The sequence below is a fragment of the Psychromicrobium silvestre genome (assembly GCF_013408295.1).
GTDB classification, from domain to species: Bacteria; Actinomycetota; Actinomycetes; order Actinomycetales; family Micrococcaceae; genus Renibacterium; species Renibacterium silvestre.
Genome location: NZ_JACBYQ010000002.1, coordinates 1,084,438 through 1,103,716, shown reverse-complemented (window position 1 = coordinate 1,103,716; position 19,279 = coordinate 1,084,438). Strand labels below are relative to the sequence as shown.

Sequence of the window (19,279 nt, the reverse complement as noted above, 5' to 3'; positions counted from 1 at the left end):
GTTACAGCTAGCTACCCGAAGCCGCCGGAACCAGTATCCAAAGCGCTTCGACCGGCTCCTCGGTGTGATTGATCCAGCTATGCGGTTCCCGCCCGGGGAAAGAAAGCGTATCCCCGGCGGAGAGGTCGTAGCTTTCGTTCGTCATCAGCAGGGTCAGCGTGCCGCTAATGATGTGCAGCACGTCCACTTCACAATCCACCGCGTAGAGCTCACTCTCACCGCGTCCATGCGGGGCGATCTGGGCACGTAGGATCTGTAAGCGGCGCTCCGAGCGGGCGGTTAGCAATCGCTCCACGATGCCATCACCACCGAGGGAAATCCGTGGCCCTTCTTCATGCCGAACCAGGTGAGTTTCCGGGACTGCGAACAGCTCCCCGATCGAGATGGAGAGCACCTGGCACAGGGTGACCAGAGAAGCAACACTGGGCGAGGTCAGATCCCGCTCCACCCGGCTGAGAAAGCCTTTAGTCAGCCCAGTGGCATCGGCCACTTGGTCTATCGTGAGTCGCTGCGCCTGGCGGGCGGCTCGAATCCGGGAACCAATCGCCACCGGCGCGCTGCTCGGCTCGACCGATAGTGCTTTCACCTGTCAGTCCCTTCTCGCTGCTCCGGCTCATCTGGCTTGGTCTGGCTTGGCTGTAATCCTCAGATAACACTCAAGACCCCGTCTATCGTAACTTCCGGTTGACGCTTGACTGTTAGCTAGCTCACCTCTTAGCCTAACAAACAACATATGTTGCCCATAGGGCAATTTTCTCAGGGGACTCTTATGGACATCAATGTCATCATCGTTATTGCCTACCTTGTCGCTATGCTGCTCTTCGGCTTTTGGGGTAAAAGCCGAACCAAGAACAACAGCGACTTTCTGGTAGCCGGACGCCGCCTAGGCCCGGTGCTCTACACCGGCACCATGGCCGCAGTGGTACTCGGCGGCGCTTCCACCGTAGGCGGTGTTGGCTTGGGCTATAAGTTCGGCATCTCCGGGATGTGGCTCGTGGTGGCAATCGGCGTAGGCGTGCTGCTGCTCAGTCTGGCCTTTGCCGGAACCATTCAAAAGCTCAAGATCTACACGGTCTCGCAGATGCTCAGTCTGCGTTATGGGCACAAGGCCACCCAGACCTCCTCGATTGTGATGCTGGCCTACACCTTGATGCTCTGCGCTACCTCAACCAGCGCCTATGCCACCATCTTTGTGGTGCTCTTCGGCTGGGAACGCTGGGTGGCTATCGCGGTGGGTGGCGCGATCGTTCTGGTCTACTCCACGATCGGCGGAATGTGGTCAATCACCTTGGCCGATATGGCCCAGTTCGTGATCAAGACCATCGGCGTTTTTGCCCTCATGTTGCCGTTCGCGCTCAACGCGGCTGGCGGCTGGGATGGCATCCGCAGCCGGGTCGATGAGAGCTTCTTCCAATGGGACGGCATCGGTGCGCAAACCATTGTCACCTACTTTGTGGTTTACACCTTGGGCTTGCTGATCGGTCAGGACATCTGGCAGCGGGTCTTCACCGCCAAGTCCCCCACCGTGGCTCGCTGGGGTGGCTCCACTGCCGGGATCTACTGCATCCTCTACGGCGTGGCTGGGGCGATGATCGGCATGGCAGCCTCCGTTGCCTTGCCGAAGATCGATATTGCCAAGCTCGGTAAGGATGCGGTCTACGCCGAGGTAGCTTCAAATCTGCTGCCCATCGGTTTGGGCGGACTGGTGCTCGCGGCCGCTGTCGCCGCCATGATGTCCACCGCTTCCGGCGCGCTGATCGCTGCCGCTACGGTGGCCCGCGCCGACGTCGTGCCCTTCGTGGCTGGCTGGTTTGGCCGCACCGTGAATAGCTCTGACACCGATAATCCGGAACACGATGTACGGGCCAACCGATACTGGGTGCTAGGCCTGGGCGTGGTCGCCATCCTAATCGCGATCATCACCCCGGACGTGGTCGCGGCGCTGACCATCGCCTATGACATTTTGGTTGGTGGCTTGCTGGTAGCGATCCTGGGCGGGCTGCTTTGGAAACGCGGCACCGGCTGGGGTGCGGCTCTTTCGATGGCCGTGGGAACCGTGGTAACGCTGACCTTCCTCACCCTCTACGCAAGTGGTGCTATCCCCAGCGCCGATGGCATCTTGGCCAATGAACCGATCTATTGGGGGCTAGGGACCTCACTGCTGACCTACCTCGTGGTGTCGCTACTCACCAAGCCGACGCCGGAGACCATCTGGGCTGCTTGGCGAGCCCGCGTTTCCGGCGCGATGGCCAAGGAACCGGTCCTAGAACGGGCGTAACATTACGCCGCAGCGCCTTGCCGCGTACTCCAGCGGAGTTAGAGTGGGTTTGCTTCATGAGTTGTGGTGCCAAGCTCCGACTGGCCACACGCCAACCCCAAGTTCACGGGTGGCTCGGATGAGGAAGCGACCCAGCGGGCCGCGAGACAAACCCGCCGGGTAAGAGCTCTCTGGCGGAGGCGCGCGGTGCGCAGATCTTCAATAGTCCTACCCGTAGTGGATGCTGTGCTGGGCACGGTGTCCTTCGGGTGCGACGGCGAATGGCACAGTTTTTGGGTCAACGAACCGGCCGCCCTGCTCGCCGCCCTGGCCAATCCGGCGCGTCCCAGCCACTGGAGTCCAGAAGCCGGGGAGTTGGTGGTGACCGTGGCCCGTACCGGGAGTCGAGCAGGCGAACCGCTAAGTTTCAGCCTCACCCTCTTGACCGCCGTCCCGCACCACCAAGCCCCGACCGGTTCAAGATAGCCAAATAGCTTCGGGATACCCCAATGACGCGCCAATGGGCTATCCCGAAGTCAACGGACTATCGCGAAGCCGGGAGGAGGAACGATGTGGCGGACCCGACCGGAGTGGCGAAGGAAAAGTTGAGGCACACCGAAGCTTTCGGCTAAGGATTCCCAGCCGAAAAACCCGCAAAAATCCGGCTAAAGTAAGGCTGTGTCCAGCAGTCCTTCACTTCCCGCGCAAGCCAGCAAAGCTCAGATTAAACGTTGGCGTATGCACCTGGCCGATGAGCGTGCCGAGGCTGCCGTTTACCGCGCTCTAGCAACCAAGCGGCAGGGCGAAGAACGCGAGATCCTGCTTGCCTTGGCGGAAGCCGAAAAGCGGCACGAGAACCATTGGCTCCAATTGCTCGGCGAGTATGCTGGGCAACCCCGTCGAGCTTCTTTGAATAACCGAGTGCTGGGTTTTTTGGCTCGACACTTCGGCTCGGTCTTCGTACTGGCCTTAGCGCAGCGCTCCGAAGCCCGCTCCCCCTACGCCACCGACGCCGATGCCACCCCGGCAATGGCTGCCGACGAGGCAATCCACGAAGAAGTAGTGCGCGGCTTGGCCACTCGCGGGCGCAATCGGCTCTCGGGAACCTTCCGAGCCGCGGTCTTCGGTGCCAATGACGGCCTGGTCAGCAACCTTTCACTCGTGATGGGTATGGCAGGGGCCGGGCTCGCTCCCCATCTGGTGTTACTTGCCGGAGTGGCTGGGCTATTGGCCGGTGCGCTTTCGATGGGCGCGGGCGAATACGTCTCGGTACGTTCGCAGCGCGAACTGCTGAGCGCTTCCCGCCCCACCCAAGTCACCCTTTCAGCCGCCAAAGCCTTAGATATCAATGCCAACGAACTCGTCCTGGTCTATCGGGCCCGCGGGATGAGCCAGGCCGACGCGGAGCACCGAGCCGCCGAACGGATGGGCCAATTCGACTGCGATTGCGACCCAAGCCTGTCCTATCAACCGGAGCCAAGGCCCTCGACCAAGAAGGAGCCGGAAGCCGATGAACACGAGACCATCGGCACCGCCCTGGGCGCCGCGCTTTCCAGCTTCTGTTTCTTTGCCTCCGGAGCGATTATCCCGGTGCTGCCTTACCTCTTCGGATTGACCGGGCTGAGCGCGATCATCGTGGCCGCCACCTTGGTGGGCTTGGCACTCTTGGCGACGGGCGCCGTCGTTGGCCTGCTCTCCGGTGCTCCGCCGCTATCCCGCGGCATGCGGCAATTACTGATTGGCTTCGGCGCCGCGGCAGCCACCTATCTCTTGGGGCTACTTTTCGGCACCACCTCGGCCTAAGAATCGAATTATCCCGCAACCCCCAACAGCCAAAGTTTCTGACGAACTTGATCGTAACGAACATGTTCGTTACGATCAATCCATGAGCTCAGAACAGCAGTCCAGGAGCCGTCGTAACCGACCAGCAAAACCGGCCCTGACAAAGCAATGGATTGTTGAAGTTGCCGCGCAGATTATGCGCGCCGAGGGGCTTGAGAAAGTCACCATGCGGCGCGTCGCTCAGCAGCTCGATACCGGGCCGGCCTCGCTCTACGTCTACATCCCTAATACCGTCGGCCTGCACGGCGAAATCCTGGACCAGGTGCTGGGCGGACTGAGCCTGGACAGCGACGGAAGCTGGCGGCAGCAGCTAGATCGACTGCTCGGAGACTACACAGCGCTCCTCTTCGAGAATCCCGGGCTGGCCAGATCCGCTCTGGTCACCCGCCCCACCGGACCCAATTCACTCCGACTCTTCGACCTTCTGATGGGCTTGTTGCTACAAGCAGGCGTGAGTCCCGGTCAGGCAAGCTGGGGTGCCGATTTATTGATCCTGCTGGTCACCGCGACGGCGGCCGAACATTCGCCAAGTCGGCCGGACGACGTCGAAAGCCCCGAAGAGGCCGCGGCCAGTTCGGCGCGGCTACAGGCCACAGTGCAAGGGCTGAACGCCGAGAGCTATCCCGCACTATCGCAACATGCCGAGGTGGCACTGGCCGGAACCCCGGCACAGCGCAGCAGCTGGGCCATTCGCTCAGTGCTGGCGGGTATCACCGCAACCGAACTTCCCAACGATCTTTCCCATCACTCATAAAGCTAAGGAAAAAGATGACTACCGAACACTTCCCGATCGCAATTATCGGCGGCGGCTTGGGCGGGCTTACACTCGCCAGAGTGCTGCACGTCAAGGGCATCGCCTCGACCGTTTTTGAGCTTGAGGCTTCACGGCAGGCCCGCACCCAGGGCGGCATGCTCGATATCCACGAGTACAACGGCCAGCGTGCGCTCCACGCTGCGGAGCTCTTCGAGACCTTCAAAGGACTGGTACACGAGGGCGGCGAGGCAATGCGGATTCTTGATTCGCAGGGTGTGGTGCACCGCGAGGAGCCCGATCAGGGCAACTTTGAACGCCCAGAGGTAGACCGCGGCGAATTACGCAATATGTTGCTCGACTCGCTGCCGGAAGGCAGCATCCGCTGGGGAAGCAAGGTCGTCGCCGTGCGGAAGGTTGAGCGGACACCTGAGCAGGAAGACGCCCGCTATGAGGTGGAGCTCGCCGACGGCACCGTTTTCAGCACCAGCCTGCTGATCGGCGCAGATGGTGCCTGGTCGAAGATCCGACCGCTGCTAACCGAAGCCACGCCAGAGTACACCGGAGTTTCCTTCGTCGAAACGGATCTTCGCAACGCCGATCTTGACCACCCCGCCGAAGCCGAAATTATGGGTTCGGGGATGCTGTTCGCCTTACAAGGGCAGATCGGAATCCTCGGACACCGAGAGAGCGACGGCAGCCTGCACGTCTATTTGGGGCATCGCGCGCCAGAAAACTGGTTGGACAGCATCGATTTCGACGATCCGCAGAGTGGACAAGCCGCCATCCTGAATCTGCTCGAAGGCTGGCATGACGACCTCCGAGGCCTGATCAAGCATGCTGACACTCCCCTCATTCCCCGACGAATCAATGCCCTCCCGGTGGGGCTCTCCTGGCCTCATCAACCGGGCGTGACCTTGCTGGGCGATGCGGCTCACCTGATGTCTCCCTTTGCCGGCGAAGGCGCCAATCTCGCCATGTATGACGCCTCCGAACTCGGCCTGGCTATTGCAGCCTCGCCTGGCGACGTCGAAAAGGCACTGCTGCAGTACGAGGAGAGCATGTTTGCCCGGGCGGCCGAGGCTGCTGCGGATTCGGCGTCCAGCTTGGACGTTATCTTTTCGCCGGATTCACCCAAGGGAATCCTCGAAATGTTCGGTTCATACGACGATGAACGAGCCGAAGCCTAATCCTCAAGGCCAAGCTGGGCCGAGCGAGCTAGCCGAGGCTGACGCCCTCGGCCAGCTTGCTCGGCTCGAACTCGATCACCGAGTATTCGGCAATGCCCTGGCTGTTAAACGGGTCCTCGGCCAGCCGCCGATCCAGCTCGGTCCGCTCCACTCCCGAAGCGAAGATCACCCCTCCGGTGCGGGGAACTTTTCGACCCGATGCTAGGAAGATGCCGTCCGAATAGTTCTTTTCCAGCCACTCAATATGAGCTGTCATGAACTGATCGACGCGTTCCAGCTCAACCAGATAATTTAGCGAGATCACGAACACTGCGGGCTCCTCAACTGACTCGACGTTCTTTCCAAGATCCAACTTACCCGGACTATTGAAAGCACGCTCGGCTGGTCAAGGGTTATGGCTCGCTCCCGGCTGGCCGTGAGCGAGACCGGAAACCGAGGCTGCCCGATCCCGAGTTACTCCAGGAAGTCGAGAGCCTCTTGGGCAGAGTCGGTGAGCAGGATCCGGCTGGCCATTCCGCGGCCCTCGGCAAGCTTTCTCAAGAGCGGCCACACCGGGAGTTGATCGGTCCAGTATTCCCGGCCAAGCAACACCATGGGTGCCACCGCCGCACCAGAGGCATAGTAGTTCTCACAACCGTCCTGGAAAATCTCTTGGACGGTTCCGGCGGCTCCCGGCAGGAAGATAATCCCACCCTGGGACCGCTCCAGAAGAATGGCCTCCCGGACCGCATTGGCAAAGTACTTAGCAATCCGGCTGGCAAATATATTAGGTGGTTCATGACCGTAGAACCAGGTGGGAATCCCCAGGTTGGTGGCGCCCTCGGGAAAGCGCGCCAGCACTTGTTGAGCGGCGAGAGCCCACTGCTGCACCGAGGGGCGGAAGTCCGGGACCTCGGCGAGCCGTTCCAACGCCCAGTCGAGCGCAGAAGTCGGCTGCGGACTGAGCCAGGCACCCAGGTTGGCGGCCTCCATTGCCCCAGGACCCCCTCCGGTGGCAACCGTAAATCCGGCAGCACCCAGTGCCGCACCAAGCCTGGCGGCCGCAGCATAGGACTCGCTACCCCGGCTCGAAGCGTGACCGCCCATCACTCCGACGACCCGCTGACCCGCCAATTCATGATCGAAAAGTTCCTCGAACGCATCCCCAATCGAGTGGTCGTGCATTGCGGTGGCCAGGCTTGTGTCCAGGCTCCTCTCGGTGGCTAGGCTCCACTGGTAGATCCGGCCATCCAGGCTTTGCTCATACCCTTCCGATAGACCGTCATACAGCTCTGCCCCCGAATACAGGCGGCTACGGTAAGGATCAAAGGGCACACCGGGAATCTGCGGGAAAAGCAGGGCGCCCCGAGCGCGCAGCTTGAGCTCCACACCCTCATCAAGTTGGCAGCCCAAAAAAACGGCCCCGCTGACCCGCAAGCCACTGAAATCCTGGCCACGCAAATCGAGGGATTGCAGATGCCAGCCACTCATCGAACGTTCACCGTCGGCAACTAAGGCCCGGAACTGGCTGAGGTCCTCGACTTCGAGATTGCGGGCGCTCACCTGCTCAGCATATCCGGAGCTTCGGACTCCGCTGGATCCTCGGCGTCGAACCCCTCTCCAGTGCGGCATCTAGCCGCCAGCGATGATCTACATCGTGGCGGGCTTACTGATAGCTGGGAAAATCCGGCTATCGCTCTCAAGTTACCTTTTGGCTCCCGAGCCTCACCCGAAACTTCCCTACGAGAGTCCCGGGATTCGGTCAATGATTGACACCACCCAGCTCTGCTCCTATCTTCAATAGCAGGAACCCCACCGAACCGAGGCCGCTTTCCAGCCCGTAGCTGAACATCATGGTGACCGGGCGCCCCAGAAAGCGAGCTGAGCATGAGCACACCCCGGCATCCCGGAACGAATTCGGCAAAAACCGCTTTCGAGGGATTCACCGGTTTCTCCACCCGGGAACTCGATCGTTTGGCCATCGCCCACGATGCCTCCCACTACCTACTGGTGCCGGAATCGGTGCTCACCCCGGCCGATTTCGCCGAGGTTGGCCGGGTGATGACGGCCGCCGCAGCCACCGGCTCCCCCGTGGTGTTCCGCTCCGGCGGCACCTCGTTGAGCGGCCAGGCTCTCACCGACAGCGTCTTGGTGGATACTCGTCGGAACTTCCGCTCGATTCAGGTGCTCGACGGCGGCACCCGGGTTAAGTTAGGCCCCGGCGTCACGGTGCGCAGCGCCAATGCCCAGCTTGCCCGCTACGGGCGTAAGCTGGGGCCCGATCCGGCGAGCGAGAGTGCATGCACGATCGGCGGCGTGGTGGCCAATAACTCCTCCGGGATGGCGTGCGGAACCGAGTTCAACAGCTATCACACTCTCGATTCCTTAGTCTTTGTGCTGCCCTCCGGCACCGTGGTGGACAGCGCAGATCCCCAGGCTGATCAGTTACTCCGTGAACGGGAACCGGAGCTCCACGAAGGGCTGCTCCGCTTGCGCCGCAGAATTATCGGCAATCCCGATTCGGTGCGTACCATCGAGCGATTGTTCGGGATGAAGAACACCATGGGTTACGGGCTGAACTCCTTCCTGGATTTCGACTCCCCGGTGAAGATCTTGGAACATCTTATGATCGGCTCGGAGGGCACCCTGGGATTCATCGCGGAGGCCACCTTCCGAACCATCCCGCTATTGCCGCACGCCGCCACCGGCCTGATCACCTTTCACACCTTGCATGATGCGGCTTCGGCACTTCCCGAACTCGTCGCCTCCGGGCTGGCCACCATCGAGTTAATGGATGCTGCCTCATTGCGGGTTGCCCAAAAGCAGAGTGGCACCCCGGATTCCTTGGCTGAACTACTTGTTGACCGGCACACCGCGCTACTGGTGGAGCATCAGGCCGCCAGCGCCGAAGAACTTGAGCAAAAACAAAGGCACAGTCAGGAGCTTTTCGGTTCTTTTGACCTGGCCGCTCCCTTCGGTCTCTCCGGCAATGCCAAGGAGCGTGCAGCACTCTGGCATATCCGAAAAGGTCTTTACACCACGGTTGCAGGAAACCGCCCACAGGGCACCAGCGCGCTACTGGAGGATATCGCGGTGCCGGTACCAGCCTTGGCTGAAACCTGCGAGGACCTACTGGAACTCTTCCGACGGCACGACTACCGGGACAGCGTGATCTTCGGGCACGCCAAGGACGGCAACATCCATTTCATGCTGACCGAGCGTTTCGACGATGCAGCTCAGCTCAAACGCTACGAGGATTTCACCGAGGATATGGTCAAGCTTGTGCTGGACCGGCAGGGCACCCTCAAGGCCGAGCACGGTACCGGCCGGATCATGGCACCCTTCGTTGCCCGTCAATACGGTGCGGAACTGCACGAGGTAATGAGCAGAGTAAAGCGGCTCATCGATCCGGTTGGACTACTCAATCCCGGCGTTGTGCTCTCCGAAGATCCGCGTTCTTATCTGGACCATCTCAAAATCGCCCCGGCCGTAGAGGAAGAGGTTGATCGCTGCGTCGAATGTGGTTACTGCGAGCCGGTTTGCCCCAGCAAGGATCTGACCTTGACCCCACGGCAACGAATCGTTATTCGGCGGGAGATCGCGGCCGCACTAGGGCGGGGAGAAACCGAATTGGCGGAGCGGCTGCGCCGGGACTACGAGTATGACGGGTTGCAGACTTGCGCCGTTGACGGCATGTGCCAAACCGCTTGCCCGGTGTTGATCAATACCGGAGATCTGGTCCGGCGGCTACGTTCGGAGAACCAGAATGCGGTGGCTGCCGCCGGCTGGGATGCGGCCGCCCGAGGCTGGGGTCTGGTCACCACAGCGGGTGGCTTGGGACTCAAACTGGCCAAGGCAGTTCCCGCTCCGCTCGCTAGCGCTGTCACTCGGGGTGGCCGCAAGCTACTCGGCACCGAGAACATCCCCCTGTATAACGCCGAGCTCCCCGGCGGCGGAAGCAGACGGCCTCGCCGGATGAGCTCGGAGGCATCCGGCACCCTGACGGAGCAACGGGTCGAGGCGGTCTACTTCCCGGCTTGCATCGGGGCCATGTTTGGACCCGCTGACGATAGCGAGGGAAGCCCCGGTAAAGGAGCGAGCCTGGCCTTCCAAGAGCTTGCGGCACGCGCCGGAGTGGGGCTGCGAATTCCGGAAAACATTGAGGACCTCTGCTGCGGTACGCCTTGGAAGTCCAAGGGTTTCGTCACTGGGTATAACCGAATGCAGAGCAAGGTGTTGCCGCTGTTGTGGCAGGCCAGTGAACAGGGCAAGCTACCGGTGATCTGCGATGCTTCTTCCTGCACTGAGGGCTTGGAAACCATGCGGGAGGCGGCCAGCCACAGCGATCCGCAGAGCGGCTATGCAGGATTACGTTTTATCGATTCGGTTCAATTCGCTCACGACCGGCTACTGCCCGGGCTTGAGATCCGCCGTCGGCTGGCCTCGCTCGCCCTACACCCCACTTGCTCCTCCACCCAGCTGGGAATCAATGAGGCGCTGAATGGCTTGGCCAGGTCGATTGCCGAACAAACCATCCTCCCGCAGAACTGGGGCTGCTGCGGCTATGCAGGGGATCGCGGCCTGCTGCACCCGGAACTCACTGAGTCGGCCACTAGGCTGGAAGCCGCCGAAATAGGGCAAGGCGACTATGCCGCCTATGCCTCGACCAATCGAACCTGCGAATTGGGCATGACCCAGGCTACCGGAAAGCAATACCGTCACATTATCGAACTGCTCGAGGAAGCAACGCGTCCCGCATCCGAGCTCAGCTAGGCCGGTGGTCCCCGGTGCTTCCATCAATCAATTCCCGCACGATGTCCATGTGCCCAGCATGCCGTGCCAGCTCCTCGATCATGTGGATGAGTACCCAGCGCAGGGTCACGATGGGCCCGTACCAGGCGGTGCCGGTGTCTTCTACGGCGTACTTCTCGATCACCAGGTCTGCTGCTTTTCTGGCGCGCTCGTAATAGGTCAGAATCTGCTCGGCGCTCTCCCCCTCATCCACCCGAAGATCAGCCTCAGGGTCCGCGGTGTCGAACCAAGGTTGCTCAGAGGGTTCACCGAAAGTCTCGCAAAACCAGCCGTACTCGACGTAGCCGAGATGCTTCGCCAGGCCAAGCAAACTGGTGCCCGAAGGAGTCACCTTACGGCGAAGCTGCTCCTCGTCCAGTCCCTCTAGTTTCCAAAGAATCGCCTCGCGGTGCCGATTCAAGCTCGCCTGCAGGGTCGTCTTCTCATCGGCTTGATAAGGAACGCGCATAGGCTGAGCCTACCTCTCGGCGCGCACCTCTGACAGGGAATTCCGGTAACTGTCTGCTTAGCGGTAGATTGCAGGCTTCTCTTCCAGCACGACGGCGGTTACCTCACCGGAGCGCTGGGCTGTCACGCCCGCCTCGCTGCCCCCTTCATCGTCCGGCAACCCGGACGATGCCTAAAACCGATCTGGATGCAGCGCCGGTCTAAGCTTCTCGGGATTGGCACTGGTCGGCTCCATTGCCGCGATGTCCTGCCCGATTCCCAACATCAACGGAAAGTTTTCTCCTACAACACTCCAAAACCACTTCGATAGCCATGGAGCAGCTCTCGGTGCGAAAACCCCTGAAGAATATCAGAGCATGGCAGCAGAATTCCTTCAAAAACCTCACGCAGATTCAGGTCTCGAGCAGTTCATACGTCCTTCTTCAGGGGACATAACACGCTTTGACCCACAAACTGGTGCGTTCGGCGTTATAGGCAAGGATGGAATTATCAGAACCTATTTTATCCCAACTCCCGAAATGAATGGCGGCATGACCCCTTATCAGTATTGGCTGGACCAGATTCGACGGTGGTCATAAATGACTAGTTTCATCTGCCCGATCTGCGGATATCCTGGTTTGGATGCCCCACCATTCGATCAATATGGCGCAGAGAGCTTCGATATCTGCCCCTGTTGCGGGGTCGAATACGGCAATTACGATTTTGTCCTAAAAGTTGAAGATCAACCAGCCCGGCACGAGGAACTCCGAAAAGAATGGATAGCCAACGGAACAACATGGTGGTCGAAGAGTCGTCACGCGCCTCAGGGCTGGTCTCCGCAGGAACAACTAAAGAACCTCCAGTACGTCAACGAGAACGTCCTCCCCTGGATCTACCAATACCCTTTCGATACCGACGCGGACTAGATCAGAGCCCTCAATAACCATCACCCACCAAAACCAACGCGCGAGTGCACACTTAACGCCCAAGTCCGATTGCTCGGATGGGCGTTAAGTGTGCACTCGCGCGGGGACGAGAACGGGAGAGGGGAAGGAGCGGTAGCCTTTAGGAGCGTTGCTCCGCCAGGTCGCCTTCTTCCTCGACGTCCTCCCCGGCGAACTGGGACATGTAGAGCCGGTAGTAGGCTCCCTGTGCCTCGAGCAGTCGCTGGTGGTTGCCCTGTTCGACGATCCGCCCCTCTTCCATCACCAGGATGGTATCGGCATCACGGATGGTGGAAAGCCGGTGCGCAATCACGAAGCTTGTTCGATCGGCACGCAGCGCGGCCATCGCCTTCTGCACCAGCACCTCCGTGCGGGTGTCCACAGAGCTCGTGGCCTCATCCAGAATCAGCAGCGAGGGGTTCGCAATAAAAGCACGAGCAATCGTGATCAGCTGCTTTTCACCCGCGCTAACGTTCTCACCGTCATCGTCGAGCACTGTCTGATAGCCCTCGGGCAGCGCCCGAACGAAGCGGTCGACATAGGTCGCCTTGGCGGCATCCATGATCTGTTCCTCGGAGGCGTCCAGATTTCCGTACTGGATGTTCTCGTAGATGGTGCCACCGAACAACCAGGCGTCCTGCAGAACCATGCCCACCTTAGACCGCAATTCAGCCCGGCTCAGCTGGGTGATATCAACGCCGTCGAGCGTGATCTGACCCGAGTTGAGCTCATAGAAGCGCATCACCAAGTTCACCAAAGTGGTCTTACCTGCTCCAGTCGGACCCACAATAGCCACGGTGGCCCCGGGCCTGGCCGCGAAGGAGAGGTTCTCGATCAGCGGCTTATCCGGGCTGTAGCTGAAGGTCACGTTATTGAACTCCACATGACCATCGGTCTTAGCCGGCAGGTGCTTCTCAACGTTCTCAGGCTCTTGCTCTTCGGAATCGAGGAACTCGAAGACCCGCTCCGCGGAGGCCACGCCAGACTGCAGCATATTGGCCATTCCGGCCATCTGGGTCAGGGGCTGATTGAATTCGCGAGAGTACTGAATGAATGCCGTGGCATCACCCAGAGTCATCTGCCCTGAAGCCACTCGAAGACCACCGATAACCGCGATACCGACGTAGCTGAGGTAATTGATGAACTGCATGATCGGCATCATCAGGCCGGAGGCGAACTGAGCGCCAAAGCTAGCCTTAAACAGGCCCTCATTGCGCTCATCAAAGCTCTCCAGCATGTCTTTTTCCCTACCGAAGAGGGTCACCAGGCTATGCCCGGAGAAAGACTCTTCGATCTGCCCGTTAAGCGCGCCAGTATTCTTCCACTGCGCCGCAAAAAGCTTCTGGCTCCGTCCGCCGATGATTCCAACGACCACTCCGGAAAGCGGAATGGCAACCAAGGCGATCAAGGCCAACTGCCAGGAGACCAGGAACATCATGACGGTGAAACCGGCTAGCAGCAGTACCGAGCTGACCAACTGGGAAAAGGCCTGCTGCAGACCCTGCTGGACGTTGTCCACATCGTTGGTCACCCTGGAGAGGATGTCTCCACGTTGTCCCGAATCGAAGTGGTTGAGCGGCAAGCGGTTGAGCTTAGCCTCTACATCGCTACGCAGCTTACGGATGGCACGCATCACCACGACATTGAGGACATAGCCCTGGAACCAGTTGAACAGTGAAGCCACGAAGTAGATCGAAAGCACCACCAGGATCAGGAAGGACAAGGCGTTGAAGTCAATGCCATGACCCGGAACCACATTGGAAGTCGCGAGCATATCCGCGAAGTCATTATTGCCTTGCGCCCTGGCCCCGGCAATCACCTGATCCTTGCTCAGATTCCCCGGTAGGGTCGATCCGATCACGCCATTGAAAATGACGTCCATGGCTTTACCCAGGACCTTCGGCCCAATCACGGTAAGCACCACGGAAGCCACCACGGCCACGAAGATCGCGGTCAACGCGAGCCATTCGTGTTTGAGCAGACCAATCAGGCGCTTGGCCGACGGCCAGAACGCTTTCGCCTTTTTAGCTGGCATGTCGCCAAACATGCCGCCATCGGCCTCGGTCGGCTTGTATTCTTCCTCGACAAAATCGTCGTCATCAATGAGCAGGTCACCGGGCACGGCTTCCTGCTCAGCCTCGACTACTGCTGCAGCTGCGTCTTTTTTCCGGCTCATGCCATTTCCTCCGCGCTGATCTGAGAGGCCACGATTTCCTGATAAACCTCAGATTGGGCCAAAAGTTCTTCATGGGTACCTCGACCGACAATCTCGCCGTCGTCGAGCACCAGGATCTGATCCGCCTCGGTGATCGTCGCCACCCGCTGAGCCACAATAATCACCGTGGCATCCGCGGTTTTCTCCTTGAGCGCCTTGCGTAGCCGCGCGTCGGTGGCTACGTCTAGGGCGGAGAAGGAATCGTCGAAGAGATAAACCTTCGGCTCGGTTACCAAGGAGCGCGCAATGCACAAACGCTGCCGCTGACCGCCGGAGACGTTGCCGCCTCCCTGAGCGACCTTGGAGTTGAGTCCTTTGCTCTTTTCCCTGACAAAATCAGCGCCCTGGGCGACGGTGAGCGCCTCCCACAGCTCGTCCTCTCCGGCGTTCGGCTTGCCGAAGCGCAGATTGGACTCGATGGTGCCAGCGAAGAGATACGGCTTCTGCGGCACCATGGACACCCGGGAGGTGATTGCTTCACGGCTGAGTTTGGTCACCGGAACCCCATCCAGCAGCACCTCTCCCTCGGCAACATCGTAGAGTCGCGGGAGCAGTGAAAGCAGGGTGGTTTTTCCGCCACCAGTAGAGCCGATGATAGCCACGGTTTGCCCCGGGCTCGCGGTGAAGGAGATGTTCTTCAAAACGGGAGCTTCCGCGCCCGGATAGCTGAAGCTGACGTTGCGATACTCCACCTCGCCGCGTTTCTGGCTGGGCTCGATAGTTTCCTCCGGCAGCAACAGCGTCGCCTTGGTATCCAGCACCTCGGCAATACGCTCCGCACAAACCACCGCGCGCGGGATCATCATGGCCATAAAGGTGCCCATCATGACCGCGGTCAGGATCTGCAGCAAGTACTGCAGGAAGGCGGTAAGCGAACCGACCTCCATATCGTGGGACTCCACTCGCTGCCCACCGAACCACAGCACCGCTGAGGTAGCAACGTGCAGGATCATGGTGATCAACGGGAACATCAGCACGAAGATCGAGCCCACCTTGAGGGAGACCCGGGTGATATCGCCATTCGCGGCGTCGAAGCGCTTGGTTTCAAAGGGTTCCCGGCCAAAGGCGCGAACCACTCGGATGCCGACGATCTGCTCGCGCAGCACGCCATTGATCTTATCGATGAAGCCCTGCATGGACTTGAACAGCGGCATCAGCCGCCAGACTAGGAAGCCCACCACAACGAGAAGCAGCGGCACCGAAACCCAGACCAGCCAAGAGAGGCTAAGGTCCTCGCGGAGGGCCATAATAATGCCGCCGATGCACATGATCGGGGCTGAAACCATGAAATTCAGGCCCATCAGGAGCACCATCTGCACCTGCTGAACATCGTTGGTCCCCCGGGTAATGAGCGTGGGAGCGCCGAAGCTACTGACCTCCTGAGCGGAGAAGTTGGAGACCTTGCGGAAAACTCCTCGGCGCAGATCCCGGCCCACCGCCATCGAGGCTTTCGAACCAAAGTACACTCCGGCTACGGCCGCGGCGACCTGTACGAGCGCAACGAGGAGCATTACACCGCCGACGCGCCAGATGTAGTCGGTGTCGGCCTTGGCCACGCCGTCGTCAATGATCTGGGCGTTCAAGCTCGGTAGGTAGAGAGCTGCAATGGTGGCAATCAATTGGAAAACGAGAACAGCAACCAAGTACGGGATGTACGGCTTGGAATACTGCCTCAGGAGCTTTATGAGCATGCGGAATTGTCCTGACGTGCTGAGGGGATTAGCGAGTGATCGTTAATGGTATTCAAGTTTGTCTAATAAAGGATAACTGATCGCACCGACAGTGTGTCCATAAAAAATTCGAGGTGGTCGGTAGTCTCAGGAATGGAGACTACCGACCACCTCGAAGGGGTCGAACCTAGGTCTTAGAGCGCTGCGTAAATCTCGCGCAGCAACTTGGCGGTTTCCGACGGGGTCTTGCCAACCTTGACGCCGGCCGCTTCAAGCGCTTCCTTCTTGGCCTGCGCGGTTCCTGCGGAACCCGAGACAATGGCACCGGCGTGGCCCATGGTCTTGCCTTCCGGAGCGGTGAAGCCCGCAACGTAGCCAACAACCGGCTTGGTCACGTTCGCCTTGATGAACTCGGCGGCACGTTCCTCGGCGTCGCCACCGATTTCGCCAATCATCACGATTGCTTTGGTCTCGGGATCTGCTTCGAAGGCAGCCAGGGCATCGATGTGAGTGGTGCCGATCACCGGGTCACCACCAATGCCGATGGCCGTGGAGAAGCCCAGGTCACGCAGCTCGTACATCATCTGGTAGGTCAGGGTGCCGGACTTGGAAACCAAGCCGACTCCGCCCTTGCCGGTGATGTTATTTGGGGTGATGCCAACCAGCGACTCCCCCGGAGTGATGATGCCGGGGCAGTTCGGGCCGATAATCCGAGTGACCTGCTGTCCGTTGGCATCCACCTTGGACTGAGCCAGCGCCCAGAACTCGGCGGAATCCTGAACCGGCACACCTTCGGTGATGATCACTACGAGCGGGATGCCCGCCTCGATGGCTTCAACCACGGCATCCTTAGTGAACGCCGGGGGGACGAAGACGATGGAGACATCGGCACCGGTCTTTTCGATGGCCTCGGCCACCGCACCAAAAACCGGAAGTTCGACGGCGTTACCGGCGGCATCCTGATGGCTCACCGTGGTGCCTGCCTTGCGAGCATTCACGCCGCCGACCACCTGGGTACCGGCCTTGAGCATCAGAGCGGTGTGCTTGGTACCCTCGCCACCGGTGATGCCCTGGACGATGACCTTGGAGTCTTTGTTCAAGTAGATAGACATTGTTCTAGAATCCTTTTCTTATCCGGCTCAGACGTTCGCCACGGCGGCGTTGGCGAGCTCGGCAGCCTTATCGGCACCGTCGTCCATGGTGGCGGCCAGGGTCACCAGCGGGTGGTTGGCTTCGGTCAGAATGCGACGACCTTCTTCGACGTTATTGCCGTCGAGGCGGACAACGAGCGGCTTATTGGCCGCGGTGCCCAGGATCTCCAGTGCCTTGACGATGCCGTTAGCAACGGCGTCGCAGGCGGTGATCCCGCCGAAGACGTTGACGAAAACGCTCTTCACCTGCTCGTCGTTCAGGATCACATCCAAACCTGCTGCCATCACCTCTGCCGAGGCGCCGCCACCAATATCGAGGAAGTTAGCCGGCTTCACGTTGCCGTGGTTCTCACCGGCATAAGCGACGACGTCGAGAGTGGACATCACCAGGCCTGCACCGTTGCCGATAATGCCGACTTCGCCGTCGAGCTTGACGTAGTTCAGGTCGTTTTCCTTGGCTTTGGCTTCCAGCGGATCGGCGGCAGCCTTGTCTTCCAGGGCCTCGTGGTCCGGGTGCCGGAAATCAGCGTTGGCGTCCAGCGTGACCTTGCCGTCAAGGGCCAGGATGCGCCCGTCGCCGGTCTTGACTAGCGGGTTGACCTCAACCAGGGTGGCATCTTCCTTCTTGAAGACATCCCAGAGCTTGATGATGGTGGCGATCACGCCGTCGCGCACCTCGGCAGCGAAGCCCGCGGTATCCACGATCTCTTCAGCCTTAGCCTGGTCGATGCCCACGGCTGGATCAACGGCCACCCGGGCGAGTGCCTCGGGGCGTTCAACGGCCAGCACCTCGATCTCCATGCCGCCTTCTACCGAGCACATTGCCAGGTAGTTGCGGTTGGCGCGATCCAGCAGCACGGAGAAGTAGAACTCCTCGGCGATATCTGCACCCTGAGCGATCATCACCTGGTGCACGGTGTGCCCCTTGATGTCCATGCCCAAGATGTCGGAGGCGTATTGGAATGCCTCGTCGGCGGTCTTAGCGACCTTCACGCCACCGGCTTTGCCGCGGCCACCGACCTTCACCTGTGCTTTAACAACGGTGACTCCACCGATTTTCTCGGCTGCCGCCTTAGCTTCTTCTGGGGTGTGCGCTACGATGCCAGCCAGCACGGGGACTCCGTGTGCTTCAAACATGTCACGCGCCTGGTATTCATACAGGTCCACGGGCTCAAGTCCTTCTACGTCGAAGTAGTTCGTTCCTTACGAACGATAGTCCAGTGACGCTAGGCGCCGCTCCCAGAGTACCCGTTTAGTGAGTAAGACCACATCCGAGGCACTTCAATGAAGCTGCTAAGCCTTCACACCGAAGAGCTGATAGCTCTCCTTGGAGACGAAGAAGCCGACGCCATTGGACAGATTGGCACAAGCCACCCCCTCATCCATCGGGGCACATCGATAGCCCATCGCGTCAAGGGAGAGGCCAGCGTCCAGGGAGGGGAACCCAGCGAGCACCTGCTTACTGCTGCTGGAATCCTGGGCCGAGGACTCTAGCCCGGTCAGCCCGGCGCGGCAGGCACCATACTGCACGGCCTTCGGGCTGAGCAGCACTACACCGCCAAGGTAGCCAATTCCGGTGCCTCCACAGTTGTCCTTCACGTCCTTGGCCGCCGGGGCCGGATAGCTAGCCAGTTCGCATTGCACCACCGGCACCACAGCGTAGGGCTGGTTCTTCGAATTCCCATAGTCATTTGGTTCGAGCGGATTATTCACGTGTCCCCCACGCGCGGAGGTGAAAACGCAGGCGATGTCGTGACCGGGAGAAAGAAAGCCTTGGATGCCACTATCAAGGGTCTTGGCCGCCGTGGAGGTGGGCTCAACCGTCTGCGCACTCTTGAGCCGGTCAAGGTAGGACGGCGCCGGGCCAGTTGGGGTGGTGGCGTTCGGGTCGGGAGCGTCCAAGGTGAAGCAAGCCGTGCAGAGCAGCAGGACCGCGAAGGCTGCAGCCAGGGCTGATACCGCCTTGCGGAGTTTGCCAGTCATCCTTGTCATCTGCCTAGCCTGCCGTATCGGAGCCGAATCGCTCAACATTTACCTAGATG

The 19,279-nt window shown here is 60.1% G+C and carries 16 protein-coding genes and 1 riboswitch; of the genes, 7 read left to right on the top strand and 9 right to left on the bottom strand.

All coding sequences use genetic code 11. The features are described 5' to 3' along the window. Positions 1-7: 7 nt before the first annotated feature. Positions 8-586: a cupin domain-containing protein gene (locus FHU41_RS13075; protein WP_179390057.1), complete on the bottom strand. Its 579-nt coding sequence runs from the start codon at positions 584-586 to the stop codon at positions 8-10. A 183-nt stretch (positions 587-769) separates the two neighbouring features. Here FHU41_RS13075 and FHU41_RS13070 point away from each other — a divergent pair, with 183 nt between their 5' ends. The 5 genes from FHU41_RS13070 (at position 770) to FHU41_RS13050 (ending at position 6,040) form a co-directional block, all read left to right on the top strand. Then, entirely contained in the window at positions 770-2,278 is a 1,509-nt protein-coding gene (locus FHU41_RS13070) for a sodium:solute symporter family protein (protein WP_179390056.1), read from the top strand. A 52-nt stretch (positions 2,279-2,330) separates the two neighbouring features. Continuing rightward, positions 2,331-2,450, top strand: a riboswitch (SAM riboswitch). 14 nt (positions 2,451-2,464) lie between these two features. After that, a complete protein-coding gene (locus tag FHU41_RS13065) occupies positions 2,465-2,743 on the top strand; it encodes a hypothetical protein (protein WP_179390055.1) in 279 nt (92 codons plus the stop codon). 252 nt (positions 2,744-2,995) lie between these two features. Further along, positions 2,996-4,060 (top strand): VIT1/CCC1 transporter family protein, encoded by a 1,065-nt coding sequence (locus tag FHU41_RS13060; RefSeq protein ID WP_179390463.1) that lies wholly within the window; start codon positions 2,996-2,998, stop codon positions 4,058-4,060. 82 nt (positions 4,061-4,142) lie between these two features. Then, positions 4,143-4,853 (top strand): TetR/AcrR family transcriptional regulator, encoded by a 711-nt coding sequence (locus FHU41_RS13055; protein ID WP_179390054.1) that lies wholly within the window; start codon positions 4,143-4,145, stop codon positions 4,851-4,853. 14 nt (positions 4,854-4,867) lie between these two features. After that, positions 4,868-6,040 (top strand): FAD-dependent oxidoreductase, encoded by a 1,173-nt coding sequence (locus tag FHU41_RS13050; protein ID WP_179390053.1) that lies wholly within the window; start codon positions 4,868-4,870, stop codon positions 6,038-6,040. Positions 6,041-6,068: 28 nt separating this feature from the next. Here FHU41_RS13050 and FHU41_RS13045 read toward each other — a convergent pair whose 3' ends face one another. Continuing rightward, positions 6,069-6,350, bottom strand: a complete 282-nt coding sequence (locus FHU41_RS13045) for a YciI family protein (RefSeq protein ID WP_179390052.1) — start codon at positions 6,348-6,350, stop codon at positions 6,069-6,071. A gap of 143 nt (positions 6,351-6,493) precedes the next feature. Next, on the bottom strand, positions 6,494-7,582 hold the full coding sequence (locus FHU41_RS13040; RefSeq protein WP_179390051.1) for an SLOG cluster 4 domain-containing protein: 1,089 nt from the start codon (positions 7,580-7,582) through the stop codon (positions 6,494-6,496). Between the two features lie 324 nt (positions 7,583-7,906). Here FHU41_RS13040 and FHU41_RS13035 point away from each other — a divergent pair, with 324 nt between their 5' ends. Beyond that, on the top strand, positions 7,907-10,792 hold the full coding sequence (locus tag FHU41_RS13035) for an FAD-binding and (Fe-S)-binding domain-containing protein (protein ID WP_179390050.1): 2,886 nt from the start codon (positions 7,907-7,909) through the stop codon (positions 10,790-10,792). Here FHU41_RS13035 and FHU41_RS13030 read toward each other — a convergent pair. Continuing rightward, a complete protein-coding gene (locus FHU41_RS13030) occupies positions 10,785-11,279 on the bottom strand; it encodes a DinB family protein (protein WP_179390049.1) in 495 nt (164 codons plus the stop codon). The genes FHU41_RS13035 and FHU41_RS13030 overlap by 8 nt on opposite strands. Positions 11,280-11,493: 214 nt before the next feature. Between FHU41_RS13030 and FHU41_RS13025 the strand changes: the two genes are divergently transcribed. Then, a complete protein-coding gene (locus tag FHU41_RS13025) occupies positions 11,494-11,856 on the top strand; it encodes a hypothetical protein (RefSeq protein WP_179390048.1) in 363 nt (120 codons plus the stop codon). 466 nt (positions 11,857-12,322) lie between these two features. Here the strand turns inward: FHU41_RS13025 and FHU41_RS13015 are convergent, their stop codons facing one another. The 5 genes from FHU41_RS13015 to FHU41_RS12995 form a co-directional block, all read right to left on the bottom strand. Next, complete coding sequence (locus FHU41_RS13015) at positions 12,323-14,377, bottom strand: ABC transporter ATP-binding protein (protein WP_179390046.1); 2,055 nt, start codon at positions 14,375-14,377, stop codon at positions 12,323-12,325. After that, positions 14,374-16,107 (bottom strand): ABC transporter ATP-binding protein, encoded by a 1,734-nt coding sequence (locus tag FHU41_RS13010; RefSeq protein ID WP_179390045.1) that lies wholly within the window; start codon positions 16,105-16,107, stop codon positions 14,374-14,376. Before FHU41_RS13010 ends, FHU41_RS13015 begins: the two co-directional genes overlap by 4 nt. A gap of 173 nt (positions 16,108-16,280) precedes the next feature. Further along, entirely contained in the window at positions 16,281-17,198 is a 918-nt protein-coding gene (sucD, locus tag FHU41_RS13005) for a succinate--CoA ligase subunit alpha (RefSeq protein WP_179390044.1), read from the bottom strand. A 27-nt stretch (positions 17,199-17,225) separates the two neighbouring features. Then, positions 17,226-18,404 carry an ADP-forming succinate--CoA ligase subunit beta gene (gene sucC / locus FHU41_RS13000; protein WP_179390043.1) on the bottom strand — a complete coding sequence of 393 codons (1,179 nt, stop codon included), beginning with the start codon at positions 18,402-18,404 and terminating at the stop codon, positions 17,226-17,228. Between the two features lie 126 nt (positions 18,405-18,530). After that, complete coding sequence (locus tag FHU41_RS12995) at positions 18,531-19,229, bottom strand: hypothetical protein (RefSeq protein ID WP_179390042.1); 699 nt, start codon at positions 19,227-19,229, stop codon at positions 18,531-18,533. Positions 19,230-19,279: the final 50 nt, after the last annotated feature.